The sequence below is a fragment of the Micromonospora sp. NPDC049529 genome, assembly GCF_055586685.1.
Genome location: NZ_JBVJHT010000001.1, coordinates 153,255 through 180,253 on the forward strand (window position 1 = coordinate 153,255; position 26,999 = coordinate 180,253).

The 26,999-nt window shown below is 70.2% G+C and carries 25 protein-coding genes; 14 read left to right on the plus strand and 11 right to left on the minus strand.

Annotated elements, in window-relative coordinates:
- Positions 1-7 precede the first annotated feature (7 nt).
- Genes crcB (ACZ6QQ_RS00735) through ACZ6QQ_RS00750 form a run of 4 tightly spaced genes read left to right on the plus strand, consistent with a single transcriptional unit; the run spans position 8 to position 1,990 of the window.
- Positions 8-487, plus strand: coding sequence for a fluoride efflux transporter CrcB (gene crcB / locus ACZ6QQ_RS00735; protein WP_465873188.1), 480 nt, complete (start codon positions 8-10; stop codon positions 485-487).
- Positions 484-852, plus strand: coding sequence for a fluoride efflux transporter CrcB (gene crcB / locus ACZ6QQ_RS00740; RefSeq protein WP_465873190.1), 369 nt, complete (start codon positions 484-486; stop codon positions 850-852). The genes crcB (ACZ6QQ_RS00735) and crcB (ACZ6QQ_RS00740) overlap by 4 nt, the downstream gene beginning before the upstream one ends.
- A 57-nt stretch (positions 853-909) precedes the next feature.
- Positions 910-1,536, plus strand: coding sequence for a phosphoribosyltransferase (locus ACZ6QQ_RS00745; protein ID WP_465873191.1), 627 nt, complete (start codon positions 910-912; stop codon positions 1,534-1,536).
- A 25-nt stretch (positions 1,537-1,561) separates the two neighbouring features.
- A complete protein-coding gene (locus ACZ6QQ_RS00750) occupies positions 1,562-1,990 on the plus strand; it encodes a TFIIB-type zinc ribbon-containing protein (protein ID WP_465873193.1) in 429 nt (142 codons plus the stop codon).
- A gap of 106 nt (positions 1,991-2,096) precedes the next feature.
- On the opposite strand, the gene dnaB is transcribed toward ACZ6QQ_RS00750, so the two are convergent.
- Complete coding sequence (dnaB, locus tag ACZ6QQ_RS00755) at positions 2,097-3,509, minus strand: replicative DNA helicase (protein ID WP_465873194.1); 1,413 nt, start codon at positions 3,507-3,509, stop codon at positions 2,097-2,099.
- 412 nt (positions 3,510-3,921) lie between these two features.
- Here dnaB and ACZ6QQ_RS00760 point away from each other — a divergent pair, with 412 nt between their 5' ends.
- The gene (locus ACZ6QQ_RS00760; protein ID WP_465873195.1) at positions 3,922-6,102 is read left to right on the plus strand and encodes a hypothetical protein; all 2,181 of its coding nucleotides are present in this window, start codon (positions 3,922-3,924) and stop codon (positions 6,100-6,102) included.
- A 105-nt stretch (positions 6,103-6,207) separates the two neighbouring features.
- Here ACZ6QQ_RS00760 and rplI read toward each other — a convergent pair whose 3' ends face one another.
- The 4 genes from rplI to rpsF form a co-directional block, all read right to left on the minus strand.
- Positions 6,208-6,657, minus strand: a complete 450-nt coding sequence (gene rplI / locus ACZ6QQ_RS00765; protein ID WP_465873197.1) for a 50S ribosomal protein L9 — start codon at positions 6,655-6,657, stop codon at positions 6,208-6,210.
- A 14-nt stretch (positions 6,658-6,671) separates the two neighbouring features.
- Positions 6,672-6,911 (minus strand): 30S ribosomal protein S18, encoded by a 240-nt coding sequence (gene rpsR, locus ACZ6QQ_RS00770; RefSeq protein ID WP_007073789.1) that lies wholly within the window; start codon positions 6,909-6,911, stop codon positions 6,672-6,674.
- A 44-nt stretch (positions 6,912-6,955) separates the two neighbouring features.
- Positions 6,956-7,504, minus strand: coding sequence for a single-stranded DNA-binding protein (locus ACZ6QQ_RS00775; protein WP_211349271.1), 549 nt, complete (start codon positions 7,502-7,504; stop codon positions 6,956-6,958).
- Positions 7,505-7,585: 81 nt separating this feature from the next.
- The gene (gene rpsF / locus ACZ6QQ_RS00780; protein WP_121157770.1) at positions 7,586-7,876 is read right to left on the minus strand and encodes a 30S ribosomal protein S6; all 291 of its coding nucleotides are present in this window, start codon (positions 7,874-7,876) and stop codon (positions 7,586-7,588) included.
- Between the two features lie 402 nt (positions 7,877-8,278).
- On the opposite strand from rpsF, the gene ACZ6QQ_RS00785 reads away from it, so the two are divergent.
- From ACZ6QQ_RS00785 to ACZ6QQ_RS00795, 3 genes are all read left to right on the plus strand, one after another.
- Positions 8,279-8,659 (plus strand): hypothetical protein, encoded by a 381-nt coding sequence (locus tag ACZ6QQ_RS00785; protein ID WP_465873198.1) that lies wholly within the window; start codon positions 8,279-8,281, stop codon positions 8,657-8,659.
- An 85-nt stretch (positions 8,660-8,744) separates the two neighbouring features.
- Positions 8,745-9,521, plus strand: a complete 777-nt coding sequence (locus ACZ6QQ_RS00790; protein WP_465873200.1) for a deoxyribonuclease IV — start codon at positions 8,745-8,747, stop codon at positions 9,519-9,521.
- A gap of 14 nt (positions 9,522-9,535) precedes the next feature.
- The gene (locus ACZ6QQ_RS00795; protein WP_465873201.1) at positions 9,536-11,869 is read left to right on the plus strand and encodes a hypothetical protein; all 2,334 of its coding nucleotides are present in this window, start codon (positions 9,536-9,538) and stop codon (positions 11,867-11,869) included.
- A gap of 79 nt (positions 11,870-11,948) precedes the next feature.
- Here ACZ6QQ_RS00795 and ACZ6QQ_RS00800 read toward each other — a convergent pair whose 3' ends face one another.
- Together ACZ6QQ_RS00800 and ACZ6QQ_RS00805 are read right to left on the minus strand one after the other, a co-directional pair.
- The gene (locus ACZ6QQ_RS00800; RefSeq protein WP_465873202.1) at positions 11,949-13,493 is read right to left on the minus strand and encodes a glycosyltransferase family 87 protein; all 1,545 of its coding nucleotides are present in this window, start codon (positions 13,491-13,493) and stop codon (positions 11,949-11,951) included.
- Between the two features lie 273 nt (positions 13,494-13,766).
- Positions 13,767-16,034, minus strand: a complete 2,268-nt coding sequence (locus tag ACZ6QQ_RS00805) for a transglycosylase domain-containing protein (RefSeq protein ID WP_465873204.1) — start codon at positions 16,032-16,034, stop codon at positions 13,767-13,769.
- 1 nt (position 16,035) lies between these two features.
- Here ACZ6QQ_RS00805 and ACZ6QQ_RS00810 point away from each other — a divergent pair, with 1 nt between their 5' ends.
- The gene (locus tag ACZ6QQ_RS00810; protein ID WP_465873205.1) at positions 16,036-16,608 is read left to right on the plus strand and encodes a hypothetical protein; all 573 of its coding nucleotides are present in this window, start codon (positions 16,036-16,038) and stop codon (positions 16,606-16,608) included.
- Between the two features lie 319 nt (positions 16,609-16,927).
- Here ACZ6QQ_RS00810 and ACZ6QQ_RS00815 read toward each other — a convergent pair whose 3' ends face one another.
- Positions 16,928-17,389 (minus strand): DUF5318 domain-containing protein, encoded by a 462-nt coding sequence (locus tag ACZ6QQ_RS00815; RefSeq protein WP_465873207.1) that lies wholly within the window; start codon positions 17,387-17,389, stop codon positions 16,928-16,930.
- Between the two features lie 176 nt (positions 17,390-17,565).
- On the opposite strand from ACZ6QQ_RS00815, the gene ACZ6QQ_RS00820 reads away from it, so the two are divergent.
- Entirely contained in the window at positions 17,566-18,213 is a 648-nt protein-coding gene (locus ACZ6QQ_RS00820; RefSeq protein ID WP_465873208.1) for a PadR family transcriptional regulator, read from the plus strand.
- Between the two features lie 20 nt (positions 18,214-18,233).
- Positions 18,234-19,313, plus strand: coding sequence for an inositol-3-phosphate synthase (locus ACZ6QQ_RS00825; RefSeq protein WP_396807687.1), 1,080 nt, complete (start codon positions 18,234-18,236; stop codon positions 19,311-19,313).
- Between the two features lie 87 nt (positions 19,314-19,400).
- Here the strand turns inward: ACZ6QQ_RS00825 and ACZ6QQ_RS00830 are convergent, their stop codons facing one another.
- Together ACZ6QQ_RS00830 and ACZ6QQ_RS00835 are read right to left on the minus strand one after the other, a co-directional pair.
- A complete protein-coding gene (locus tag ACZ6QQ_RS00830) occupies positions 19,401-19,931 on the minus strand; it encodes a methylated-DNA--[protein]-cysteine S-methyltransferase (RefSeq protein ID WP_465873210.1) in 531 nt (176 codons plus the stop codon).
- Positions 19,932-19,954: 23 nt separating this feature from the next.
- Positions 19,955-20,623 (minus strand): hypothetical protein, encoded by a 669-nt coding sequence (locus ACZ6QQ_RS00835; protein WP_465873211.1) that lies wholly within the window; start codon positions 20,621-20,623, stop codon positions 19,955-19,957.
- A gap of 351 nt (positions 20,624-20,974) precedes the next feature.
- On the opposite strand from ACZ6QQ_RS00835, the gene ACZ6QQ_RS00840 reads away from it, so the two are divergent.
- Complete coding sequence (locus ACZ6QQ_RS00840; RefSeq protein ID WP_465873212.1) at positions 20,975-21,532, plus strand: NADPH-dependent FMN reductase; 558 nt, start codon at positions 20,975-20,977, stop codon at positions 21,530-21,532.
- A 73-nt stretch (positions 21,533-21,605) separates the two neighbouring features.
- Here ACZ6QQ_RS00840 and ACZ6QQ_RS00845 read toward each other — a convergent pair whose 3' ends face one another.
- On the minus strand, positions 21,606-23,111 hold the full coding sequence (locus ACZ6QQ_RS00845; protein WP_465873214.1) for a CCA tRNA nucleotidyltransferase: 1,506 nt from the start codon (positions 23,109-23,111) through the stop codon (positions 21,606-21,608).
- Between the two features lie 153 nt (positions 23,112-23,264).
- Between ACZ6QQ_RS00845 and murJ the strand changes: the two genes are divergently transcribed.
- Both murJ and ACZ6QQ_RS00855 read left to right on the plus strand, forming a co-directional pair.
- The gene (gene murJ, locus ACZ6QQ_RS00850) at positions 23,265-25,010 is read left to right on the plus strand and encodes a murein biosynthesis integral membrane protein MurJ (RefSeq protein WP_465873216.1); all 1,746 of its coding nucleotides are present in this window, start codon (positions 23,265-23,267) and stop codon (positions 25,008-25,010) included.
- A 375-nt stretch (positions 25,011-25,385) separates the two neighbouring features.
- Positions 25,386-26,984, plus strand: a complete 1,599-nt coding sequence (locus ACZ6QQ_RS00855; RefSeq protein ID WP_465873218.1) for a protein kinase family protein — start codon at positions 25,386-25,388, stop codon at positions 26,982-26,984.
- Positions 26,985-26,999 lie beyond the last annotated feature (15 nt).

Sequence of the window (26,999 nt, forward strand, 5' to 3'; positions counted from 1 at the left end):
CTGCGCCGTGACCACGACCGGACAGGGCGGCGGCGACCGGCTGCCCCTGGACGTGCTCGCCGCGGTGGCGGCCGGTGGCGCCCTCGGCGCGGCCGCCCGGTACGGCGTCGCCCTGCACTGGCCGACCCCGTCGGGCCACTTCCCCTGGACCACCCTGGCGATCAACTTGACCGGTTGCCTCCTGCTCGGTGCGCTGATGGGGTTCATCGCCACCCGGATCGCACCGCACCGGCTGGTCCGCCCGTTCCTCGGCACCGGCGTGCTCGGCGGCTACACCACCTTCTCCACCTATGCCGTCGAGACCCGTGGACTGATCGCCGCCGACCGCCCCCTGCTCGCCTGCGGGTACGTGCTCGGCACCCTGGCCGGGGCGCTGACCGCCGCCTGGCTCGGCGGCTGGCTGGTCGGCCTGGTCCGCGACCCCGAGGACACCGAGCCCGGCCGGGCCGCTCCCGGCGAAGCCGGCAGTGGTCGGGGGGCGCCGTGAACCTGGTGCTCGTACTGGTCGGTGGGGCGGTCGGGGCAGCCTGCCGGTTCCTGGTGGACCGGGTCGCCACCCGCCGGCTCGGCCAGGCCCTGCCCTGGGGCACGCTGACCGTGAACGTGGCCGGATCCCTCGTGCTCGGGCTGCTCGCCGGGCTCGGCAGCGCCCTGCCCGGCTGGATCGGCGTACTCGTCGGAACGGGCTTCTGCGGGGCGCTGACCACGTACTCGACCTTCAGCTACGAAACCGTACGGTTGGCCGCCGAGGAGGCGTACGGGCGGCTGCGGGCGCTGCTCTACGTCACCGCGACGCTGGTTGCCGGACTCGGCGCGGCAGCGCTGGGCTGGTGGCTCGGCCAACTGCCCTGAGCCCCGCTTTTGAGGCGACTGGCGGCGGGGAACGCCGACGGGGCGTACACCTGAGGCATGACCATCTACCGGGACCGGGCCGATGCCGGCCGGGCACTCGCCGACCAGTTGGCCGACCTCGCCGGCCGGACCGACATCAGCGTGCTCGGCCTGGTCCGGGGCGGGGTACCGGTCGCCGCCGCGGTCGCGAACCGGCTCGCCGCGCCGCTGGACGTGCTGGTCGTCCGCAAGCTCGGCCTGCCCCAGGCCCCCGAGGTGGCGTTCGGGGCGCTCGGACCGGGCAATGTCCAGGTGCTCAACCCGCAACTGGCGGAGAGGCTCGACCCCGAACGGAGGGCGGAGGTGGTCCACCGGGAGACGGCGGAACTGGAACGCCGGGAGCGGCTCTACCGGGCCGGACGGCCGCCGCTGTCGCTCGACGGCCGTACCGCCGTGATCGTGGACGACGGGCTGGCCACCGGCGCCACCGCGCGGGTGTCGGTGGCGGTGGCCCGCAGACTGGGCGCGGAACGGGTCGTGGTGGCGGTTCCGGTGGGTTCGAGGGAGGCGTACGCGGCCCTCGCCGTAGAGGCTGACCAGGTGATCTGCCCCCAGCGGCCGGAGGACTTCGGCGCGGTCAGCCGCTTCTACGAGGACTTCCACGAGGTGTCCGACGACGAAGTCACGGCCGCGCTCGGTGGGTGATGGTGACTTGACCCGGTACCTTCGAGTGATGCATCTGACATGTCCGAAGTGCCAGGGCGACATGCGCCAGTACGAGCGCAGCGGCGTCACCGTAGACCAGTGCAGCGAATGCCGTGGAATCTTCCTTGACCGCGGCGAGCTGGAGAAGCTTTTCGAGGCCGAGTCGAATTGGAACCAGCAGGGTGGCGCGCCGCGCCAGCCCTCCACCGCGCCGGCCGGCGGTTACGCACCACCGCCGCCTCCGCCCGGCGCCGGTTACCCGCCGCCCCCGCCCGCCCCGGGACAGCACCAGCCCGGTTACCCCGCCCCGGGCCACGCCCCGCCGCCGCCGGTTACCCACGGCTACCCGCCGGCTCCGGCGTACGGCGGACAGCACCAGGGACAGCACCAGGGCTACCACGGGCACTACCGGCAGAAGAAGCGCAAGAGCTTCCTGAACGAGCTCTTCGACTGACCGTCGGTAACGGTTCGCTCGGTTGACCTCTGAGGTGTCGGCCGGGGCCGGGGAGCAGCCCCAACGGTCCTGGCCGCCACCTCGTTTCGTTTCCGGCCGGTCTTCGTCAGACGATCGCCATGTCGACGAAGCGGGAGAGGTGCAGTTGTGCCGCGACCGTCACCGTGTCGGTCGGCCCGTTTCGATGTTTCGCCACGATGAAGTCCGCCTCGCCCGCGCGAGGTGACTCCTTGTCGTAGTAGTCGTCCCGGTGCAACAGGATGACAACGTCAGCATCTTGCTCAATTGACCCAGATTCGCGCAAATCGGACAGTTGGGGCCGCTTGTCCGTACGCTGTTCCGGGCCACGGTTGAGCTGGCTGACCGCGATGACCGGGCACTCGACCTCCTTGGCCAGCAGCTTCAGTCCCCGGGACAGCTCCGCGACCTCCTGCTGGCGGCTCTCCGTCTTCTTCGGCGAACTCATCAGCTGGAGATAGTCGACCACGATCATCTTCAGGTCGTGCCGCTGCTTGAGTCGACGGGCCTTGGCCCGGATCTCCATCAGGTTCATGTTCGGGGTGTCGTCGACGAAGAGCGGGGCCTCACTGATCTCACCCATGCAGCGGGCGAGCTTGGTCCAGTCGTCGTCGGAGAGCTGCCCGCTGCGCAGCACGTGCAGCGGCACCCGGGCCTCGGCCGAGAGCAGCCGCATGACGATCTCGACCTTGCTCATTTCGAGCGAGAAGATGGCCGCAGCCTGATTGGCTCGAATCGCTGCATTTCGGGCAAAGTCCATAGATGCGGTCGATTTGCCCAAGCCGGGTCGTCCGGCAACAATGATCAACTGTCCGGGGTGCAGGCCGTTGAGCAGGCGGTCCAGGTCGCTGAAGCCGGTGGGGACACCGGTCATCACCCCGCCCGACGCACCGACCGCCTCGATCTCGTCGAGCGTGGGTTGCAGCATGTCGGCGAGGATCGCGAAGTCCTCACTGACCCGCTTCTCGGTGACGTCGTAGATGGCCTGCTGGGCCAGGTCGACCACGTCGTCGACGTCACGCCCACCACCGGCGGCGGAGCCGTACCCGAGTTGGACGATCCGGGTGCCGGCCTCGACCAGCCGGCGCAGCACCGCGCGTTCGCCGACGATCCGGGCGTAGTAGCCGGCGTTCGCGGCCGTCGGCACGCTGGCGATGAGCGTGTGCAGGTACGGCGCGCCACCGATCCGGGCCAGGTCCCCGGAGTCGGCGAGCGCGGCGGCCACGGTGATCGAGTCCGCCGGCTCTCCCCGCCCGTAGAGGTCGAGGATGATATCGAAGATCGTGCCGTGTACGGGCCGGTAGAAGTCGCCGGTCTTGAGGATCTCGACCACGTCGGCGATGGCGTCCTTGGACAGCAGCATCCCGCCGAGCACGCACTGTTCGGCGGCGATGTCCTGCGGCGGGGTCTTGTCGAACTGACCGTCGCGCTGCGCTGGTGGCCCCGAGGGTGGTCCTCCGGCCGACCTGGCCTCCGCGCGTATGTCGTCGCTGACCGACACCGACTCCCCCTCCGCTGGATCGGCTGTCTCTGAGCGATACCGCCGAGGTACGACAAGTTTTCGGTCCGGGGCCGAGCCGCCGGCACGGCCAGGTACGTCGCGTCAGGGGCGGGGGATCCGCCGGGTAACCATACGAAATTCGAGGTCAGGACCCCAAACGTGGCGGTGGACGAGCCTCGGGACAACCTGTGGACAGCGGGCACCAGGGTGTGCGCGGCCCTGTGCACAGGCTGTGCATAACGCCTGGGGAAGGTAGCCTGTACCAGTCGTGACATGGGCGTACTCCGTCCCCACGGTGTGGAGGAAAGAAATACCCAGAAGATCCGTCCGAGCTGGCAGGATTATGCCGACATCGACAGATCCGTCTGGACGGTCGATTGCTATTCGATCTCAGAAAGGTCACGCTCCGACCGTGGACTATCGGGACTGGGGGCGCGGTGACCTCACCCGCCCCGTGCGGCGACCAGCCGACGCCTGGGTCGATGATGGCGATCCACGCCCCGGTGACCCCTACTCGCACACCGGCGAGGGTTACGAACCCACCAGCCGCCGTCGCGGCGCGCACCGCAGTGACCCGGAGCGGTACACCCCGAGTTGGGCGCTCGAATCCTCGGCCAGGGCTCGGGACGATCTCGCGCGGTATCCGGACGATCCGGAGCCCGTTCGGCCATGGGCCGACGACAACGGCAGCACCGGACGCGGCAGCACCGGGTCGCGTACGACCGACTCCGGCACGGGCAGTTCGGCCACGGACTACTGGACCGCGCCGACCGGTTGGCAGGGCACCGAGCCGACCGGCGGACGACGGCGCAGGGCCGAACCGGACGACCAGCCGGCAGCCCGCACGGTCCGCACGGGCCGGCACTCGAACGACACCGACGAGCGGGCCGAGGGCGGCCGGGTGGACCGTCCGGACACCGACGGCTACACCTCTCGGGGACGCAGTCGCTCGGAGCGTACGCAGCCGACCGCCGGCACCTGGAGCGACGCCGGGGCGGGCACCGACGACACCCGTACCGGTGGTTTCCGCGCCGCTGGCACCACGCGGTCCGATCGCCGCCGACGGGACCGGGCGGACGACGCTCCCGTCGACGGTACGGACGAAACGACCGGTACGGGCCGCTGGAGCAGCGGCGACACGACCGGCGGTGGTGGTCGGCGGCGACGGTCGGCCGGTTCCGACCGGTCCGGCCGTTCGGCGGACGCCGCCCGCTGGGAGCGGTTCGACGACACCGGAATCTGGGACCGGTCCGACCTCGGCGACCTGGATGCCGACGAGGGCACCGACCGGGCCAGCCGAACCGGGCTGACCGGTCGCGGTGGACCGTCGGCGGAGCCGTGGCGTGTGGACCGGACCGAGCGGCGAGCGGACCGGACCGAGGCTGCCGATCGGGGATCCCGCGCGGACCGGACCGAGCGGACCAGCCGGGCCGAACGCCGAGCCCAGGAGGGCCGGGAAGGCCGGGCGGGACGAGCAGGACGCGCCGACCGGACCGGACGGCCGGACCTGCGCGCGGTGCCGGGGCCGGAGGATCGGGTACGACCGCCCCGCTCCGAGCCGCGCGAAACGCGCAGGGACGAGCCCTCGACGGGTCGACGCAGCCGCGACCGTTTCACCGAGACCGGCCAGTGGAACCGGGTGACCGACACCGGTGACCGGGATCGGGTCGCCGAGTCGGGGCGCCGGCACCGGGCCGCCGACACCGGCCAGTGGGACCGGTTCGACGACACCGGCGTCTGGGACAGGTTCGACATCGACAGCCAGGGCCCGGATGCGGGCGACGGGGTCTGGAGTTCGTTCACCGACGACACCGGCCGGTGGGACGGGGCCACCGACACGGGTCAGTGGGACCGGTTCACCGACACCGGCGTCTGGGACCGTAGCGAGTTGGCCGCGCTGGACGAGCCGGACCAGCGGGAGGGCGACACGGCACCGCCGTGGCGGGACCGGGACGCCTTCTGGTCCGGCACCCGGCTCGCCGGGGACGACCCACGCTGGATGGAGACTCCCGCCTCCGCGCCCCGGTCCCCGGCGGTCGCCTACCCCCGTCCGCCCAGGACCCGGCCGCCGCTGCCGCCGGTGGCACCGACGACGGGGGCCCGGCCGGCGCCGGTGGCTCCGGTGCCACGGCGTACCGGCCGGGGTGATCGGATCGCGCCGACGGCGCAGCCCGGACTGGGCAGCCTGCCCGGCCGGAGCAGTCGTCCGCCGCGCCGGATCGAGGAGGACCTGCTCGACACGGAGCCCCGCAGTCATCTCGCGGCGGTTCTGTACACCGCCGCCTGGTACGCCGTACCGGTGCTGGTCTTCTTCGTCTGGCTGGTGACCCTGGACAACAGCGTCCCGGACGGTTGTGTGACCGATCCGGCCGGTGGTGGATGCGACTCGGAGCGGGCGCAGGCGTTGGCGTCGATCCTCGGTGCCGCGCCACGCTTCGGTGCCGCGCTGATGGGCAGCCTGGTGGTGGCACTGTTGCTGCGTTGGGTGAGCGGAGCCTGGCGACCGGCCAGCCTCGGGCTCGCCTCCGCGGTTGTCGGCGGTGGGCTCTCCACCGTGCTGTACAGCGTGGTGACGGGTCAGCCGCTCGGCTGACCGGGGCCCCGATCGGGTTCGCCGAACATCCGATGCAAGCCGAACATCCGATGCAACGAGTGAAGGCCGCACCCGAGGGTGCGGCCTTCACTCGTCAGTTCCGGACTAGCGGCTCTGCACCACGTTCAGGTCGAACTTGGCGGTGACCTCCGGGTGCAGCTTCACCCGCACCGGGTAGGCACCGACCGACTTGATGTGGCCGGGCAGTTCCAGCCGGCGCCGGTCGAGGACCGGGCCGCCGGCGGCCTTGACCGCGTCGACGACCTCGGCCGGGGTGACCGAGCCGAAGAGCCGGCCGCCCTCGCCGGCACGTGCCTTGAGGCTGACCTTGAGGCCTTCGAGCTGGCCGGCGACCTCGGTGGCGTGGCCGAGGTCGCGGATCTCACGGGCCGAGCGGGCCCGCTTGATGACCGAGACCTGCTTCTCCGCGCCCTTGGTCCAGACGATGGCGAAGCCCTGCGGGAGCAGGTAGTTACGGCCGTAGCCGTCCTTCACCTCGACGACGTCGCCCGGGGAACCGAGACCGGACACTTCCTGCGTCAGGATGACCTTCATATCGGCGTCTCCTCTCAGCGGGCCGTGGCCGTGTACGGCAGGAGCGCCATCTCACGGGCGTTCTTGACCGCACGGGCGATCTGGCGCTGCTGCTGGGAGGTAACCCCGGTCACCCGCCGAGCGCGGATCTTGCCGCGGTCGGAGATGAACTTCCGCAGCAGCGCGGTGTCCTTGTAGTCGATGTAGGTGATCCCGTCCTTGTCGAGCGGGTTCACCTTCTTCTTCGGCTTGCGCAGTGCCGCAGCCTTTGCCATTGCTCTTGCTCCTGGTTTGCGATCTCGAGCGCTCGGCGGCGCCATCAGAACGGAGGCTCTTCGTCGAAGTTTCCGCCGCCCGAACCGGAAGCCGAGGAGGACGGGGCTGCCGTGGCCCACGGGTCGTCGAAGTTGCCTCCGCCGCCCTGCTGGCCACCACCGCCACCGCCACCGCCGGAGGCGCCGAAGCCGCCACCGCCGCCACCGGAACGCGACATCTTCTGCACCTTCGCCGTGGCGTACCGCAGCGACGGGCCGATCTCGTCGACCTCCAGCTCGATGACGGTGCGCTTCTCACCCTCGCGGGTCTCGTACGACCGCTGGCGCAGCCGACCCGAGACGATCACGCGGGCACCCCGCTGCAGTGACTCGGCGACATGCTCCGCTGCCTGCCGCCATACGGTGCAGGCAAGGAAGAGCGGGTCGCCGTCCTTCCACTCGTTCGTGGCACGGTCCATGAACCGGGGCGTGGATGCGACCCGGAACTTGGCAACCGCCGCGCCAGACGGGGTGAAACGCAACTCGGGGTCATCAGTCAGGTTGCCGATGACCGTGATGGTGGTATCTCCTGCCATGACCAACTCCTCGCGCACTCATCAGACTCCGTCGTAGGCTGCCAGAGCAGTACGACAGAGCCCTGAGGCTGATCCGGGCGTGCCGGGAAAGAACGCGCGTCAGCGCGTTTCCGGCCGGATGACCTTGGTGCGCAGCACGGACTCGTTGAGTCGCAGCTGACGGTCCAGCTCAGCCACCGCAGCAGGCGAGGCCTGCAGGTCGATGACGGCGTAGATGCCCTCGGCCTTCTTGTTGATCTCGAACGAGAGGCGCCGGCGGCCCCACACGTCGAGCTTCTCCACCGAGCCACCCGCAGTGCGGATCACGTTGAGGTACGTGTCGAGCGACGGGGCGACGGTGCGCTCCTCGAGGCTTGGATCGAGGATGACCATGATCTCGTAATGACGCAAGACGTGCTCACCTCCTATGGGCTAGCGGCCACGGTCCTTCCGTGGCAGGAGGTCGTGCGTCGTTGCCTCGGCACCGGCGGGGGAACCCGTGGTGACACAGACAACCTGACCAGAATACCCGGTGGCGTACCGGGACGTTCACCGGGCGTACGAGGTGTTGACAGGGCCCCTTCCCATCGAAGATCGACAGGAAGGGGCCCTTCCCTGCAGAGCCGCGGGGCGCCCTGTCCGCATTCTTTGGGTGGGACCTGGGGAGGAACGACCACACCGATGAGGTTGGACATAAGGCGCCCCGCGGAGCCTACTTATTTGTCATCTTACGCCACAACAGTCTGTGTTGCACGTTGAGCGAGGATAGCCCGAATTGCTCCAGCACTGACGCCCACCACGCAGATCGTGGCAATGAGCGCCAGCAGGCGGGTCAACCCGGAGTTCCGGTCCGGACGAACCGGACCGGTCGGCGACTGCGCCGGTCCGGTCGAGCGGACCGACGGGAAGGTGCTCCCCTCCGCCGCGCCGGGCCGCGCGGCGGAGGGGTGCCATGGATCAACGTCGTCGGTCGTACGCCCGAAGGCCGGTGCCACCGCGATCTGGCCACCGACGACGGCGCCCGTCGCCAACGGCGGCGCGCCGGCGAACAACGCGGCGACGGCCACGGTGGCGCGGCGGTATCGGAGCAGCGACGGCACTTTCCTCGTCCCTCGGTTCGGCAGCGGTACCGCCTGGTCCGAGTGCCGGACCAGGAGTCTCACCACTGCTAACGACCGGTCCGGCGACCGGTAACGCGGCCCGCCCGGTGTCATCGTGGCGCCCCACCGGCCGGCCGCCGCGATGCCGGCCCGTGTACCAGGGACGTAGGCTCGCCCTCATGCGTATCGGAGCCCACGTCGATTCTGCGGACCCGCTGGACGAGGCCACCCTCCGCAAGGCGGACACGGTGCAGTTCTTCCTCGCCGATCCCCAGGGCTGGAAAGCACCGGAGCCACGGGCGGACGCCGACCGGTTACGCGCCGCCGAGATCGACGTCTACATCCACGCGCCGTACGTGATCAACGTAGCGACGCTGAACAACCGGATCCGGATCCCGAGTCGGAAGCTGCTCGTCGAGCACGCCAACGCGGCGGCGACCGTGGGCGCCCGGGGGCTGATCGTCCACGGCGGTCACGTGAACAAGGGCGACGACATCACGAAGGGCTTCGAGAACTGGCGGAAGACCTTCGCGTACGCGGCCGAGTCCGGCGGGTTCGCCACCCCGGTGCTGATCGAGAACACCGCCGGTGGCGACAACGCGTGTGCCCGCCGGTTCGACTCCCTCGCCCGGCTCTGGGACGCCGTCGGCGAGTACGGCGTCGGCTTCTGCCTCGACACCTGTCACGCGCACGCGGGCGGCGAGGATCTGCTCGACATCGTGGACCGGGTCAAGGCGATCACCGGTCGGATCGACCTGATCCACGCCAACAACTCGAAGGACGGATTCGACTCCGGCCGCGATCGCCACGACAATCTGGGGCAGGGGCAGATCGATCCCGACCTGGTGGTCGCCGTCATCCGCGCGGCCGGTGCCCCGGTTGTCGTGGAGACGCCCGGCGGGGTCGACGGCCAGGGCGCCGACATCGCATTCCTGCGCGACCGCGTGGGCCGGTAGGGAAAAGCAGGCTGATGACAACGGACCAGTCGAACGCCACCGACGACACCACCGACCGGGCCGACGCCAACGCCGGAACCGCCCCGAACAACAAGACCGGCCCGAGCAACAAGACCGGTCAGAACAACAAGACGGGTACGAACATCGGGCCCGTCCCGGACGGCACGGCAAAGCCGAGCGGTGGGACCGTCACCGGCGACAGGACGACTCCGGACGGCCGGACAGAACGGGACAGTGACCCCAGGTCGGACAGCAAGACAAAGCCGGACAGCAAGACAAAGCCGGACAGCAAGACAAAATCGGACGGCAAGACAGAGCCGGACGGCAGGAGCGCGGCGCGCGGCGGGTCGAATCCGAAAACCGGGGCGGACCCGAAAACCGGGAGTGCCGCCGAACCGGCGGTCATCGACCTGGGCGTCGTCGAACGGAACCTCCCGGCTTCCGGCACCGGCCCGCGCCCGCCCTGGTGGCGGCGGACCTGGCCGTTGCGCCGGGCAGCGACGGCGGGCACCGTCGGACAGCTCAAGGACCCGATCGGTACGAGCCCGACCGACCAGCCCGGCGCCGAGCCGGCCGACCGGTGGGCGGCGTTCGCACCCGCACCGGAGCCGGTGCCCGGCCGGCTGAGCCGGGTCACCCGGATCCTGTTCCACGAGTGGACCCTGGCCGGTCTGGCCAGCCTCCTGCTCGCCGTCGTGCTGACCTGGCCGACGCTGCGCTACCCGGCGCACACCATCCCGCAGGACATCTGGGACCCGACCCTCCAGGCATGGCAGATGTCCTGGTCCGGGCACATCCTGATGACCAACCCGGCGCTGCTCTGGCAGTCGAACGCGTTCTACCCGGAGTCGTGGAGTTTCGCCTTCTCCGACACCCTGCTCGGGTACGCCCCGGCCGGCATGATCGGTCACGGCCCGGTTGCCGCACTGGTCCGCTACAACATCATCTTCGTGCTGGCACACGCGCTGGCTACCGTCGGCGCGTACGCCCTGGTGCGCCAGCTCGGCGCGGGCCGGATCGGGGCGGCGGTCGCCGGGGTGGCGTTCGCGTACCCGCCGTGGCTGCTCTCCCAGGCCGGTCACCTGCACGTCATCTCCAACGGCGGCATCCCGCTGGCGCTGGCCATGCTGGCCCGGGGCCACGGCTGGTCGTTGCGGCACGGCTTCCGGCCGCAGCGCAAACACGCCGGTTGGGCGCTCGGCGGCTGGCTGGTGGCGGCCTGGCAGCTCAGTCTCGGCTTCGGCATCGGGCTGCCGTTCGCGTACCTGCTGGCCGCGATCGTGCTCGTCTCGGCGGTGACCTGGTTCGTCCGGCGTACCTGGTTCTGGCCGGAGCGCCGGCCGCTCGGCGTACGGCTGCTGCTCGCCGACTTCTGGGGAGCGGTGATCTTCGCGGGGATCGGCGTACTGCTCGCCATTCCGTACTTCCGGGTCGCCGAGCTGCACCCGAACGCCCGGCGTACGGTCGGCGACCTCGCGCTCTACTCGCCGCCGCCGAGCGGTTTCGTCATCGCGCCGCAGGAGTCGCTGATCTGGGGCAGGCTGCACGAGGCGGCGCGGGCCGGTCTGCCGTGGGCGCCGGAGAACACCCTGCTGCCCGGCTTCGTGCTCTACGCGCTGGCCCTGGCCGGTCTGCTCTTCTCGATCTGGACCATCCGGCAGCGCCTGCTGCTGCTCGCCGGGGTGCTGGTCAGCGCGATCCTCACGATGGGCACCGAGTTCTTCGGCGGTCGGTTTACCTACCTTCCGCTCTTCGAGCACCTGCCCGGTTGGGACGGGCTGCGGACCCCGGGTCGGCTGATGATCTGGACGACGCTGCTGCTGGCGATCATCGCCGCCGGCTCGGTGAGCGCCTTCGCCGAGCGGGCGCGGGACATCTCGGCGGCGGAACGGATTCCGCCCCGACCCGGCCCGTGGTTGCGGCTGGCGACCCTGCTGCCGCTGGTGCTGGTGCTGGCGGAGGGGCTGAACTCGACCCCGACGCCGATCGTGCCGGCGCAGCCGGCGGCGCTGCGTACGGTCGACGGGCCGGTCCTGGTGCTCCCCTCGGACCAGGGCACCGACCAGCACGTGATGCTCTGGTCGACCAGTCGGTTCCAGGACGTGGTGAACGGTGGCAGCGGCTTCACGCCGGAGTCGTTGGCGCAGGCGCGCGAGCGGACGAAGGCCTTCCCCGACCAGGAGAGCGTCGACTACCTGCGCGCGCTCGGGGTGAAGACGGTTGTCCTGCTCAAGGACCGGGTGGCCGGTACGCCCTGGGAGGGTGCGGCCGACCTGCCGGCGGAGCAGTTCAACATCCGGCGCGAGGACAGCGGCGACACCGTCGTGTTCCACCTCGACGGGAACTGACCCGTACGGAAAACCGGCCCGGTTCACCCCGATGATCGGGTGAACCAGGCCGGCTCGACTTCTGCTCCGGTGCCGCCCCTCAGTTCACCGGTACCGGCTGCCCGGACGACGGTGGTTCGGGTGACGTGCCGGCCCCGGCCGTCCCGCGTCCGGTTCGCCATCGGGTGAACCACGGCGCGTCCGGGGCGCCGTCGAGCACACCGCCGTCGGGGTCGTCGTCGTAGGTGGCGCGTACCGGGTCGAGTTCGGGGCGGAGGATCTCCCGGAGGATCAGTCCGCAGAGCACGGCCACGGTGACCAGCCGGAGGGTGGCCGCGAGCACGAAGACGCCCTCCGGGAAGACCTGCTTGCCGGAGGCGCCGAGCAGTTCGCCGTAGAAGGCGACGAAGTAGCCGACCTCGGCGAGTTGCCAGGCGAGGAAGGCTCCCCAGCGCGGTCGGGCGAGCACCAGCAGCGGCAGCAGCCAGAGCGTGTACTGCTGGGACCAGACCTTGCTGAAGATGAGGAACGCGGCCACCACGAGGAAGGCGAGTTGGGCCAGCCGGGGCCGACGCGGCGCGAGCAGCGCCAGCAGGGCAACGCCGACGCAGGCCAGCCCGAAGAGGACGTACGTCAGGTAGTTGAGGGTGGGGTCGACGTTGTTGCTCAGCCACTGGAACGGGCCCTGGTCACCGGGGTTGCCGCTGTTCCACTTGCCGTCCAGGTAGCGGCCGATGTACCAGAGTGTGCCCCAGTCGATCGGTCGCTCGGTGTTCAGCTCGAAGAACCGGTCCCAGCTCTCCCGGTACGGGATCGCCACCGGCAGGTTGACCGCGACGACGGTGACGATGGCGGTACCGGCGGCGATGAGTGCCTGTTTCAGCCGGTTCGCTCGGATCGCCAGGATGATCAGCGGGCCGAAGATGAACAGCGGGAAGAGTTTCGCCGCGCCCGCCAGGCCGAGCAGGATGCCGGCGGCGACCGGTTGTCGTCTGGCCCAGGCGTACATGCCGAAGGCGGCGAGGCCGATGGCGAGCAGGTCCCAGTTGACGGTGGCGGTGACCAGCAGCGCCGGTGACAGGGCGAAGAGTGCCGCGTCCCAGGGCCGGCGGCGCCGCATCGAGAGCAGCGTGGCGACGGTCGCGACCGCCAGGGCGCTGAGCACCAGGGCGTTGGCGTTGTAGAACCACTGGCCCTGGTTGATTCCGGGTCGGGATTCGCCGATCGCGTGTACGGGCAGGCCCAGGGCGCCCATGAAGTACCCGGTGACGACCGGGTACTCGACCGGGTGGTCCGCGTAGGGCACCTTGCCCTCGTTGAGGCCCTCGGCGTAGTAGAGCGCGAGCACGTCGGTGTAGCAGAGCCGGGTGTACTGGTAGTTGTTCTGCCACGCGCCGTCCTGGCAGGGCGACTTCTGCACCCAGTGCAGGGCGAGCGTGAGGCAGGTCAGGGCCAGCACGATCCGGGCGGCGCTCCAGAAGACGAGTCCGCCGCGCCCACCGCCGCGTGGCCGGCCGGTGCGCACCGCGTGGTCACCGAGGGGTCCGCCGATCGCCTCGGCCAGTCCGCGGACGAATCCGTCGGAGCGGGAGGGGTGGTCCACCTTTTCAGGCTCGTCGATGCCTGCCGTCGACTGCGCGCTCATGAACAGGCATCCTGCCGTACGCGACCGCCATCCGTCCCGCCCGGTCCGCCCGTGTCGACGGCCGGGTACGGAAATGGGCCGGGGGGGGGGGGGGGGGGGGGGGGGGGGGAGGGGGGGGGGGGGGGGGGGGGGGGGGCGGGGGGGGGGGGGGGGGGGGGGGGGGCCACACCCCCCCCCCCCCCCCCCCCTTCTTTCCACACATGCGTAGCATAAGACGGAGGGGGGGGGGGGGGGGGGGGGCCCCCCCCCCCCCCCCCGGCCCAGTCGAATCGATCAGTCCCGCGTACGTGGCGTGGGGGTCGGCACGATCCCGCCACCGCCGCCACCACCGTTGCGCCCCGGGTCGTTGGGATCGCCCGGCCCTCCGGGCTGTCCGGGCTGGTTGGGCTGACCCGGCTGGTTGGGTTGCCCCGGCTGGTTCGGCTGACCGGGCTGGTTCGGCTGACCCGGCTGGTTCGGCTGACCCGGCACGCTGCCCGGCGGGCAGAGGATCTGGATCGGGTTGTCACAGACCGGCGGCGGCGGAGGCGGAGCCACCCCGTTGCCGGCGTCCGGGTCACCGAAGTCCTTCGGCGGATCGGGGAACTTCTGCGTCTTCATGCCCCTGGACGCGGCGTTCATGAAGTCTTTCCAGATGTCGGCGGGTAGACCGTTGCCGCCGATCGCCGTCTTGTTCTTGTCCTTGATCGCCTTCAGGTCGCCCACGTTGCCGACCCAGACCGCGGTCGCGATCTGCGGGGTCGCCCCGACCATCCAGGCGTGCGCGTTGTCCTTGCTGGTCGGGCTCAGTTCCCAGGTGCCGGTCTTGCCGGTCGCGGGGCGGTTGCCGGACAGGGTGTCCTTGTTCGCCTCCGGGATCTTCTCCAGCACGGCGTTGACGCTGTCGGCGACCTCGGTACGGATCCGCTGTTCGACCTTGATCTTCTCGCCGTCGACCTTCTTCCAGGCGCCAGTCTCCGTGTCCTTCTGCTCGACCTTCATGATGAAGTGCGGCTTGCTGTACTTGCCCCGCGCGGCGAGCGTGGCCACACCGGTGGCGTGGTCGAGCACGGTGATCGCGTACTGGCCGTAGCCGACGTAGGTGTCGAACGGGGCGTCCTTGCCGGAGTTCTTTACCAGGTCGTACGGCTTGCCGTCGTCGGTCCACATGGTGGTGACGCCGGCCGCCTTGGCCATGTCGACCACCTTGTCCACGCCGATCTTCTCGGTGACGTGGTAGAAGGGCACGTTGTACGACTGGACGGTGGAGAACTCCAGCGAGCAGTTCTTGCCGCAGGTGGCGTTCCGGCCCGCGTTCTGCACGCTGGGGCCGTTGCCACCGACCTTGAACGGCGAGGCGTCCCAGTGCGATTCGACCGAGATCCCGGCTTCGAGGGCCGCCGCCAAGGTGTAGATCTTGAACGTCGAGCCCGGCGGGTGGCCACCGGTGAGGCCGCCTTCCATGTTCTTGCCGGCGTAGTCGTGACCGGTGCCGTTGTCACCACCGAAGTAGGCCAGCACCCGCCCGGTTCCCGGTTGGATCGCCACCGCCGCCGCCATCAGGTTTTCCGGCTGGTCGCTGAGTTCGGAGCCCTTGGCCTTGCGCCAGGCGGCAGCCTCCAGCTCCTTCTGCATCTTGCCGTCGATGGTGGTGGTGATCTTGTAGCCGCCGTCCCGGATCTCCTTGGCACAGTTCTCGGCGCTCGAACAGATCTTCATCTGCACCATCTCGTCGCGGACGTAGTTGACCACGTTCCCGACCGGGCTGTTGATGCCGCACTCGCTGACGCACTTGAGATTCGGCGGGTCGACCGTGGGATACTCGGTCGGCCGCTGGTCAGCCGGCAGCCACTTCTTCTCCACCATGCCGTTGAGGACGTAGGTCCACCGGTCCTTGGCGGCTTCGAGGTTGTCGTGCGGGTCGAACCCCTTGTGCCCGGTGACCTCGTCCGGCTGCGGCTGCTTGATGACGGCTGCCAGCACCGCGCCCTGGGCGGGGGTCAACTTGTCCACCGACACACCGAAGTACGCCTGCGCCGCCGCGTCGATGCCGTACGCGCCCCGGCCGAAGTAGATCGTGTTCAGGTAGAACTGCATGATCTCGGCCTTGGTGTACTCCTCGTTCAGCTTGGAGGCGAGCACCGCTTCCTTGATCTTCCGGCCGTAGCCGCCGGTCAGCTCCATCGCGTTGCGGGCGTACTGCTGGGTGATCGTGGACGCGCCCTGCTTGCTGCCACCGGTGAAGTTGTTCCACGCGGCTCGGGCGATGCCCACGTAGTCGAGACCGCCGTGGGTGTAGAAGTTGCGGTCCTCGGCCGACGCGACCGCCTTCTCGACGTAGTCGGGGATCTGGTCGATCGTGACGAAGTTCCGGTTGTACTCACCCATCTTGACCAGCTGGGTGGTGCCGTCGCTGGCGTAGATGGTGCTGGACAGCGGCAGCGGCAGGTCCTTCGGCAACGTCACCGTCGTGCTGTAGTACGTGGTCGCCACCACGCCGCCACCGGCCAGCATGATCAGTACCGCGAAACCGGCGATGAGCCAGTTGATCCGCTTACGCATCTTGGCCTTGCGCAGCGCCTCGGGGTCGTCGCCGCGTCGTCCGCGCCGCCCGGGTCCACCGGGTCCGTTCGGACCGCCCGGCCCGCCGGGGCCACCGGGCCCGGCCGGTGAGACCGGGCGGACGCTGGCCCGACCGGCCACCTGCGCACTGCCGGCCGCGCCACCGACCGGGGCCGCGCCGACGGAAGCCCGACCGACCCGGGCCCGACCCGCGGGACCGGCACCGACCGACGCCGAGCCGACGGAGGCGGAACCGACGGAAGCCGAGCCGACCGACGCCGAGCCGACCGAGGCGGAACCGACCGAGGCCGAACCTCTCGACGCCGTACCCCTGGCGCCCGGACCGACGGAGGCCGATCCCGAGGCCATCGGGGCGTTCGGGGGCGCGCTGCGCGGGCCGTGCCCGACCTGCGCGCCGCCGACGGAGGCCGAGCCGACCGAGGCACGTCCACCGGCGGCCGGGCCGACCGAGGCGGAGCCGACCGAGGCCGAGCCCCGGGGGGCGGCCGATCCGCTCGCGCCGCTGTTGGCCGACCAGCCCGAGCCCGCGCCCTGCGGGGCGGATGAACGGTAGGTCGGGGAGGCGTCCGGAGCCGGACGCCGGTACGGGTCGTCCGCCGTGGGTCCGGGTTCGCCGTTGGGCCCTGAACCATGGGCCTGCCCGCGTGCGGAACTGGGGTCGCCGTACGAGTTCATCTGTCACACCCTGCCGGTCGCGGTGGAGCGCGCCAGCGCCACCACCGGGTTGCCGTGAGCTAGGACACGCTGCAAGCCTGACCGGGATTGCCCATTGCTTGCAGCTGTTTCGGGAATAACCGGACTTATCCGGTTAGCAATCCGCCACTCGCCCTGACTGGTCAAGGTAACCGTGCTAGGGGCCGGGGGCGGTGGGTTCACCGTTGCGCCTCACGCCTTCGCCGAGCTGTTGGGGTCCGCGAGCCCGTGCCGGCCATCGCCTCGCCGACGGAGGACCCACCCTGATCCTCCGCCAGACCGTCCCGCCCGAGCAGGAACTGCTCGACCAGGTGATTCCAGTTGCAGGCCTGGCAGACCTCGACCACGTACACCTGGAATTCACGCACAGTCATGGCGAGCACGGGGAGCTCCGCCAACCTGCGGGCCTGACCGGCGGACTGCTTGAGCTCATCTCCGTAAATGTAGTGGACGTGCGTGAGATTCTCGCGCCGGCAGATCGGGCACCGCACCTCGGTCGGCTCGCCGTGGAAGTGAGCGGCGTTCTTCAGGTACGGAGACGCGTCACACACCTCGTAGGTGCCGACCCGCCCGGCGTACACCTCGCGCAGCACCGCTCGCTTCTGGAGCGAGTAGTCCACCACCCGGCGCTGCGTACGCATGCGGTGAAGGGTACGCGGTTCGGCCCGACGAGGCGACCACCGTCACAGTCTGTAACGACACGCATGCCGATCAGGGGTTTGCCCTCGCTGCCCCGGGGGTCTACGGTGCGATGTATCGGGCCGATACATCGGGCGGATTACCGGGGAACCAGCGGGGAATGGAGGGTTGGCAACAGATGCTCGAACTCGCCATCCTCGGCCTCCTTCAGGAGTCCCCCATGCACGGCTACGAGCTGCGCAAAGAGCTCGCCGCCAAGCTCGGTGCGATCCGCGCGGCGATCAGCTACGGCTCGCTCTATCCGACGCTACGCCGGCTGCAGGCCGCCGGTTGGATCGTCGAGGCGACCGAGACCTCGGTCACCAGCGAAGTGGTTCCGGCGCTGACCAGCCGCCGGGGCCGGGTGGTCTACAAAATCACCGCGGAAGGCAAGGAACGGTTTGCCGAGCTCATCGCGCAGACCGGCCCGGAGACGTACGAGGACACCGGATTCGGGGTGCACTTCGCGTTCTTCGCCCGTACCGACCAGGCAACCCGGCTACGGATCCTGGAAGGTCGCCGACGCAAGATCGAGGAGCGTCGCGAGGGCCTGCGCGACGTGCTCGGCCGAGCGGCCGAGCGTCTCGACGCGTACACACTCGAACTTCAGCGCCACGGGCTGGACGCCTGCGAACGCGAAGTCCGCTGGCTGGAGGAGCTCATCGCAAACGAGCGCTCCGGCCGGTCCCCGGCGGCACCCTCGGGTGCCGGCGGGACCCCATCAACCGAAATAAGCCCGTCTCCGCCTGGACGACAGCAGTCCAGCAATGAGCCGGAGCGGCCGTGATAAAGAAGGAGGCAAACGCGATGGGCTCCGTCCGCGTCGCCATCGTCGGTGTCGGAAACTGCGCCTCGTCCCTGGTACAGGGCGTGGAGTACTACCGCAATGCCGACCCAAACGACCGCGTGCCGGGTCTCATGCACGTTACCTTCGGCGACTACCACGTCTCCGACGTGGAGTTCGTCGCGGCGTTCGACGTGGACGCCAAAAAGGTGGGCATGGACCTGGCCGAGGCAATCGTGGCCAGCGAGAACAACACCATCAAGCTGGCTGACGTACCGCCGACCGGCGTCGTCGTACAGCGCGGCCCGACCTTCGACGGTCTCGGCCAGTACTACCGCGAGATCGTCCAGGAGTCGGACGCCGAGGCGGTGGACGTCGCCCAGGCACTGCGCGACGCCCGGGTCGACGTCGTCGTCTCCTACCTGCCGGTCGGTTCCGAGCAGGCGGACAAGTTCTACGCCCAGGCGGCGATCGACGCCGGCTGCGCGTTCGTGAACGCCCTCCCCGTGTTCATCGCCTCCGACCCGGCGTGGGCCCAGAAGTTCACCGACGCCGGCCTGCCGATCGTCGGCGACGACATCAAGAGCCAGGTCGGTGCGACCATCGTGCACCGGGCGCTGGCGAAGCTGTTCGAGGACCGCGGCGTCGAACTGCTGCGCACGTACCAGCTCAACTTCGGCGGCAACATGGACTTCATGAACATGTTGGAGCGCACCCGCCTGGTCTCCAAGAAGATCTCGAAGACCCAGTCGGTCACCTCGCAGATCCCGCACGAGATCAACAAGGGCGACGTGCACATCGGCCCGTCGGACCACGTGCCGTGGCTGGACGACCGCAAGTGGGCCTACATCCGGCTCGAGGGTCGCTCCTTCGGCGACGTGCCGCTCAACGCGGAGCTCAAGCTGGAGGTCTGGGACTCGCCGAACTCCGCGGGCGTCATCATCGACGCGGTCCGCGCGGCGAAGATCGCCCTGGACCGGGGCATCGGCGGGCCGATCCTCTCGGCCTCGTCCTACTTCATGAAGTCCCCGCCGGTGCAGTACTCCGACCACGACGCCCACCAGTCGGTCGAGGACTTCATCGCGGGCAAGGTCGAGCGCTAGTCGACCCGCGGTGACCACCGCGCGCTGACACGACGATCAGCACGTTTCGAGGGCCGGGTCCGCTGGGACCCGGCCCTCGCTGGTCGTTCAGCCCCAGGCCCGCCGCAACGCGACCCCGGCCTCGATTTCGAGCAACTGCCGCTTGCGGGGCAGGCCACCACCGAAGCCGACCAGCTTGCCGCCCGCTCCGACGATCCGGTGACACGGCACGATCACCGGGATCGGGTTGCGGTTGCAGGCAACCCCGACCGCGCGGGCCGCACCCGGATCGCCCAGCGCCGCCGCCACGTCACCGTACGTGCGCATCTCCCCGTACGGAATCGTCGACATCTCCCGCCAGACGGCTCGTTCGAAGTCGGAGCCCCGGCGGACCGAGAGCGGGACCGTGAAGTCGGTCAGCTCCCCGGCGAAGTACGACCGGAGCTGTTCGACCGCCGCCCGACGCCACCGCCCAGACGCCGGATCGTCGGCAGCGTCGCCCGCTCCGTGCTCGTCGACCGGGTCCGCTCCGGCGACCAGCGCACCGGCGACCGGGCCGAAGTGCACACCGCAGACCCCGGCGTCGTCGGCGGCCACGGAGAGTTCGCCGATCGGCGTGTCGAGCACGGTCCAGCGCATCGGCCCATTATCCAGCGCAGGGCTCAGGGCCGGTCGAGCTGCTCGGTGAGCCGGGTGGCGAGGGCCCGCGCCACGCCCTCGTCGCCGGGATCGGGCAGGTTGAGCGTGGAGACCACCGGACCCCGGCGTACGACCACGAAGTAGGAGACCGTCGCGGGCGCGTCGGCTGCGACGATCCGCCCCCGGATCAGCAGTGCCTCGTCGCCGGCGAAGTCCGAGTCGAGCAGGCTGAACGAGACCTGTCCCCCGTAGGCCGGATAGCTCCCGCAGGTCACCAGCACCCGACGTACGTCGTCCAGTGCCCGCCCGGCCCAGTCCGGCTCGTACGCCTCGACCACCTGGAGGGCGGCGGCCCGGGGTGTCGTACGCAGGTACTGGCGGGCGACGGCGGCCCGCCGGTGTCGCTGCGCCGGGAAGTCCCCGTCCCGGTATCCGGGGCAGTCCTCCTGCGCCCAGGGCCACCGGGCCCCGTCCGCCGACGTGGTGCCGACGGTCCAGTCGGCACCGAGCGCACCGGCGGCCAGCAGCGCGGGTTCCACCGCCACCGGTCGGTCGGCGGCCGGCTGTGCCCCCGGTCGGTCGGCGCAGGCCGACAGGATCGTCGCGGCCAGCGCGAGCAGTGTCAGCACGAACGCCGACACCGTCCGTGCCCGCGCGCTCGGCTTCGTCCGCTTGCCCCGGTGGTTGACCACGCCACTAGGACGTGGCCGCCTGGAGCGGGCGTTGCATCGGGCCGCCGACGATCGGGACCGGGTCGGGAAACCGCTGCCGCTCGGGGCCGGGCGGTGGCCCGGTGACCCGCCGGTGACCGGGGAGTCGAAGGGCTTGGTAGAAGTCCGGACCTGGGCCGGTCGGCCGTGCGATGCTGGCGCCAACCGGACCTTCCGCCCTACGGCAACACCAGGTCCGGTGGTTGCTCGGGTCGCCGTCCGGCAGCCCCTGAGGTGTGCGTCACGTCCGATGATCCCATCAAGGGTGACGTGTCATCCTGGCTATGGCGGTGTCTAAGGATGACACGTCACCCTAGTAAAGGAAGATCCAACATGACCAAGGTAGCCATCATCCTCGGCAGCACCCGGCCGGGTCGTAACGGCGAGGCCGTCGCGCGCTGGGTCTACGACCTGGCGAGCAAGCGCACCGACGCCGAGTTCGAGCTGGTCGACATCGCGACCTACAACCTCCCGCACCTCGACGAGGCCATCCCGCCGTCGATGGGCCAGTACGCGAACGAGCACACCAAGGAGTGGTCCGCCAAGATCGCGGAGTTCGACGCGTACATCTTCGTCACCCCGGAGTACAACCACTCCACCTCGGGCGCGCTGAAGAACGCCATCGACTACCTGTACGGCGAGTGGAACAACAAGGCCGCCGGCTTCGTCAGCTACGGCAGCCTCGGTGGTGCCCGCGCGGTCGAGCACCTCCGCCTGATCATGGCCGAGCTCCAGGTCGCGACCGTACGCGCCCAGGTCGCGCTCTCCCTGCACACCGACTTCGAGAACTACAGCGTGTTCAAGCCGGCCGCCTCGCACGACGACGCCCTGAACACCGTGCTCGACCAGACGGTCGCCTGGGGCCGCGCGCTCGAGACGCTGCGCAAGTAATCGCCACCACGCGGTACGACAAAGCGGGGCGGTGTCCGGTCGGACACCGCCCCGCCGCCGTCGATGCCGACCGTCAGCCCGCCACACCCCGGTCCCGCGCCCACCGCAGCAGCTCCGCCTCGGCCTCGTCCCGGTCCATCGGCCCGCGCTCCAGCCGCAGTTCCTTCAGGTGCCGCCACGCCTGCCCGACCAGCGGCCCCGGCGGTACGCCGAGCAACTCCATGATCGCGTTGCCATCCAGGTCGGGCCGGACTCGCGCCAGGTCCTCCTCCGACTGGATCCGGGCGATCCGCTCCTCCAGCGCGTCGTAGTCCGAGGCGAGCTGCCGCGCCTTGCGCCGGTTGCGGGTGGTGCAGTCCGACCGGGTCAGCTTGTGCAGCCGGGGCAGCAGCTCACCCGCGTCGGCGACGTACCGGCGGACCGCCGAGTCGGTCCACTCGCCCCGGCCGTACCCGTAGAACCGCAGGTGCAGCCCGACCAGCGCGACCACCTGCGAGATCACGTCCTTGGGGTAGCGCATCGCCTTCATCCGCTGCTTGGTCAGCTTGGCCCCGACCACCTCGTGGTGGTGGAAGCTGACCCGCCCGTCGGATCCGACCGCCTTCGTCGCCGGCTTGCCCACGTCGTGCATGAGCGCGGCCATCCGCAGGATGAAGTCGCAGCCCTGCTCCTCCAACCCGACCGCGTTGCTCACCACGATCAGGGTGTGCTCGTACACGTCCTTGTGCTGGGCGTGCTCGTCGATCTCCAGCTTCAGTCCGGACAGCTCCGGCAGGAACCGGTCGGCCAACCCGGTGTCGACCAGCAGCCGCAGCCCGGTGATCGGATCCGCGCCGCAGAGCAGCTTGGTGAACTCGTCCCGGATCCGCTCGGCGGTGATCCGGTCCAGGTCGGCCACCATCTCGACCATCGCGGCGTGCACCTGCGGCTGCACGGTGAAGCCCAGTTGGGCCGCGAACCGGGCCGCGCGCAGCATCCGCAACGGATCGTCACCGAAGGACTCCCGGGGCGTGCCCGGCGTACGGATCGTCCGCGCGGCCAGGTCGGCCAGCCCGCCGTACGGGTCGGTGAAGACATGTCCGGGCAGGCTGACCGCCATCGCGTTGATGGTGAAGTCGCGCCGCCGCAGATCGTCGATCAGGTTCGTGCCGTACCGCACCACCGGGTTGCGGGTGACCTGGTCGTACGACTCGGCCCGGAAGGTGGTGATCTCCAGCCGCAGGCCCTCGCGCTGGGCGCCGATGGTGCCGAACTCCCGCCCGGTCTCCCAGGTCGCCTCGGCCCAACCCCGCACGATGCGCAACGTGTCGTCCGGGTGGGCGTCGGTGCAGAAGTCCAGATCGTCGCCGAGCCGACCGAGCAGCGCGTCCCGGACCGAGCCGCCGACCAGGTGCAGCTCGTGGCCGGCGCGGGCGAATCGGCGCCCCAGCTCGTCGGCGACGGGGGAAACCCGCAGCAGCTCGGCGACGGCGTTGCGTTGGGCGGCGGTCAACCCGGCCTCGGAGGGCGGGGGCGCGGCTGGTCCGGCGGCGGGTGCGGCGGCTGGTCCAGCGGCGTCGGGAGCGGAGGTTTCGGACATGGGAACGCCAGCCTATCGGTCCGCACCCGGCCGTTCCCCGGCGGGCGGACCAGCCGGATCGGACTCGGCGCGGCAGCCGGCTGCGCCGGTTGACTAAGGTCTGAGCAGTATCGGCGGGCACACCTGCCCGCCGTACCGGTTGGGGAGGCGCTGATGGGCGACGGGCTGTACCGCAGCGCGAACGCCATGCCGCACGGGGTTCCGCCGCCGGCCGACGGGGCGACCCTGATCTCGATCGAGTCACTCGACCAGCCCATGGTCGAAACCACCGCACCGGCCCCGGAGCCGCCGGGCGAGGGGACCGCCGCGGGTAACAGCGCGGTGATGGCGATCGGCAGCCTGGTCAGCCGGGGTACCGGCTTCCTGCGTACGGTCGCGCTCGGCTCGGCGCTGGGCTCGCTCGCGGTCGGCAACGCCTACACCACCGCGCAGATCTTCCCGGGCATGGTCTACGAGTTCCTGCTCGGCGGCATCCTGACCAGCGTGCTGATCCCGGTGCTGGTCCGCCGCCGCAAGGCCGACCCGGACCAGGGCCAGGCGTACGCCCAGCGCCTGCTCACCCTGGCGGTGCTCGCCCTGGGGGTGGCGGCGGTCATCGCGGTGATCCTGGCCCCGGCGCTGACCGCGCTCTACGGCAGCGACAGGACCAGCGAGGATTTCCAACGGCTGGTCACCCTCCTGTCGTACCTGATGCTGCCGATGATCTTCTTCACCGGCCTCTCCGCGCTGATCAGCGCGGTGCTCAACGTCCGGGGTCACTTCGCCGCCCCGATGTGGACGCCGATCCTGAACAACGTGGTGGTGATCGCCACCTTCGGGCTCTACATCGCGATCTTCGGGGCGGAGGTGATCCCGGCGAACGAGATGACGCCCGGCCGGATCGCCCTGCTCGGCGGCGGCACCCTGCTCGGGGTGGTCGTCCAGGCCGCCGGCCTGGTGCCGGCCCTGCGCAAGGTCGGGTTCCGGTGGCGCTGGCGGTTCGACTTCCGCGCCCTGGGCCTGCGGGAGCTGGCCCGGCTCGGCGGCTGGATGTTCTGTTACGTCGCGGTCAGCCAGATCGGCCTGGCCGTCCTGTTCAACCTGCTGAACCGGGCCGGCGACGCCGACGAGGCCGGGCCGCTGATCTACAACAACGTCTTCCTGCTGGTGATGATGGCGCACGGCATCGTGGCGGTGTCGATCCTCACCGCGCTGATGCCTCGGATGAGCGCGGCCGCCGCCGAGGGCCGGTACGCCGATGTCGTCGCCGACCTGTCCCGGGGAACCCGGGTGGTCACCGCGGTCCTCGCGCCGATCGCGGTCTGTTACGCCGTGCTGGCCAGCCCGATAGCGGTCGTCCTGTTCCGGTACGGCGCGTTCAGCGCCAAGAGCGCCACCGCGACCTCGGTGGTGCTGCTGGTCGGTGCGCTGGCGCTGATCCCGTTCGCGATCAGCCAGCTGTTCACCTTCGCCTTCTACGCGCTGCCGGACACCAGGACCCCGGCACTGATCAACATTCCGGTGGTGGGGATCCGGGTGGTGGTGCAGATCGGGCTCTTCGCCGCGTTCAGCGCCTCGTTCGCCGCCGCCGGGCTGATGCTCGGCAACGCGGTGTCGTACCTGGCGGCAGTGGTGATCACGGCGATGCTGCTGCGCCGCCGGATCGGCCGGCTCGGCCTCGGCGAGATCATGAAGACGGTCGGCAGGGTGGTGGTCGCCGCGCTCGGCTCGGCCCTGATCGGTTGGCTCGTCCTGCAACTGCTTCCGGGCGACTCGACACCGAGTCGGCTGGAGGCGATCGTCCGGCTGGTGGTCGGCGGCGGGTTGATCGGCGCCAGTTACCTCGGGCTCGCCATGTTGCTGCGGATCCGCGAGATCAGCGAGGTCGTCCAGCTCGTACGGCGCAAGGTCGGTCGTTGATCGGCACGTCATGGCCGGGACTGGGGACGACCTGTGGATAACCGAGGCATATCCGTGGATGAGCGGCCGTCGGGCTGTGGACAACGGCAGGTCCCCACCGACGGTGGGAGCGGCGGGTGGGCCACACCGGTGACCCTCGCGCAAGTAGTTGAAATGAACCGATAGATTAGGAATTGCCGGTGCCATCAAGGCGGATGACACCGGTCGTACTTGGACTGTTCGGCATACTCCCGGCACCGGGTCGGGTACGCCCGCAAGATGACATGTCGGGGATGAGTCCATCCCAGGTAAGGTCGCTCTCGACAGGTGCGGAGAGCGCCTACGCTATGGAATGGCGCCCAGCGTCCGGTCCACCGGCGATAGAGCGGAAAACCAATGCCCAGCAGCACGGGTCCATCGATCGCGACAATCATCGAGGGAGGACGGGTGACCCAGGTCGGCGAAGGTCAGGAGGCGGACGAGGTCACTCCGCCCGTTATGGCCTTCGGTGCACCCGCCGTCGGTGAGGTCCTCGCCGAACGGTACGAGCTGGCCGAGCACATCAACGACGACAGCGCCGGCCGTCAGGTCTGGCGGGGTGTCGACGTGGTGCTCCGCCGACCCGTGGCCGTGGTACTCCGTTACCCCGGCGGCGACTCGGCGATGGAGATGCTCCAGGCCGCGGTGACCGCGAGCCGGGTAATCCATCCCAACCTGGTCGGCGTCTACGACGCCATCGACGAAGACGAGCGGGCGTACGTCGTACGTGAGTGGGTGGACGGTCACTCGCTGCGGGAACTGGTCGCCGACGGCCCCCTCGAACCGGCCCGCGCCACCAGCATCGCGCACGCCGTCGCCGGTGCCATCGCCGCCGTGCACGCCACCGGGATGGTGCACGGCAACGTCCACCCCGGCACCGTCATGGTCGGCGACGACGGTCGGGTGGTGCTCGCCGACGCCCGCGCCGACGGCAACGACACGATCGAGACCGACGCCCGCGCGGTCGGCGGCGTGCTCTACTTCGCCCTCACCGGGGCCTGGCCGCACGTCGAGGCGAACCTCTCCGGCGGCCGGGGCCGTTCCGCGCTGCCGGACGGGGTCCGGGACGCCAACGGCGCCCTCGCCGCCCCCCGGCAGGTCCGGGCCGGCGTGCCGGCGTACCTCGACGACCTGACCATGGATCTGCTCGACCCGCAGCTCGCGGTCCCCTCGGTCGACGTGCTCGCCGCCGAACTCGGCCGGCTGAACGCCGCCGCCGAGGAGCAGTACCTCGACAACAGCGGCCCGCTGCGGTTCACCAGCCACGACGAGGAGAACGTCGGCGCACCGGCCGCCCCGGCCGGCACGCGCAAGATCGTCGCCGGGGTGGCCGGGCTGCTGGTGATCGCCCTGATCGGCCTCTACTTCGGCATCAACGCGCTCTCCGACAACGGCAGCTCCGGCACCGCCTCGCCGACCACCCCGCCCGGCGCCACCGCGCCGGTCGGTGGCGCCGACGCACCGACCACCCAGCCGAAGAAGATCCCGATCGACGGCAACAGCGTCCGGATCGTCAGCACCGGCACCGACCGGGGCCAGGAGCTGGACGGCGCGGCGGCGGTGGTGGACGGCGACGTCAACAAGGGCTGGGAGTCCGACTCCTACGACGGCCCGAAGTTCGCCAACCTGAAGTCCGGTATGGGCGTCCTGATCGACCTGAAGGAGCCCCGGGCCATCAAGGATGTGCAGGTGACCCTGGCCAACTCCGGCGCCACCGCCGAGTTGAAGACCGGCACCACCACCCTGCCGTCGAGCAAGGCCTCGGACACCCAGCTCGTCACGACGTACCAGATCATCGGCGAGCCGCTCGAACGAGCCGGAACGGTGATGACCTTCAGCGCGTTCGACGCCGAGAAGAAGTACCAGTACCTGCTCTTCTGGGTCACCGACATCATCAAGAACGACAAGGGTGACTACCGGCTCGGTATCCAGGAAATCACGGTCCGGGAACCGTGATCGGCCGGCCGGCGT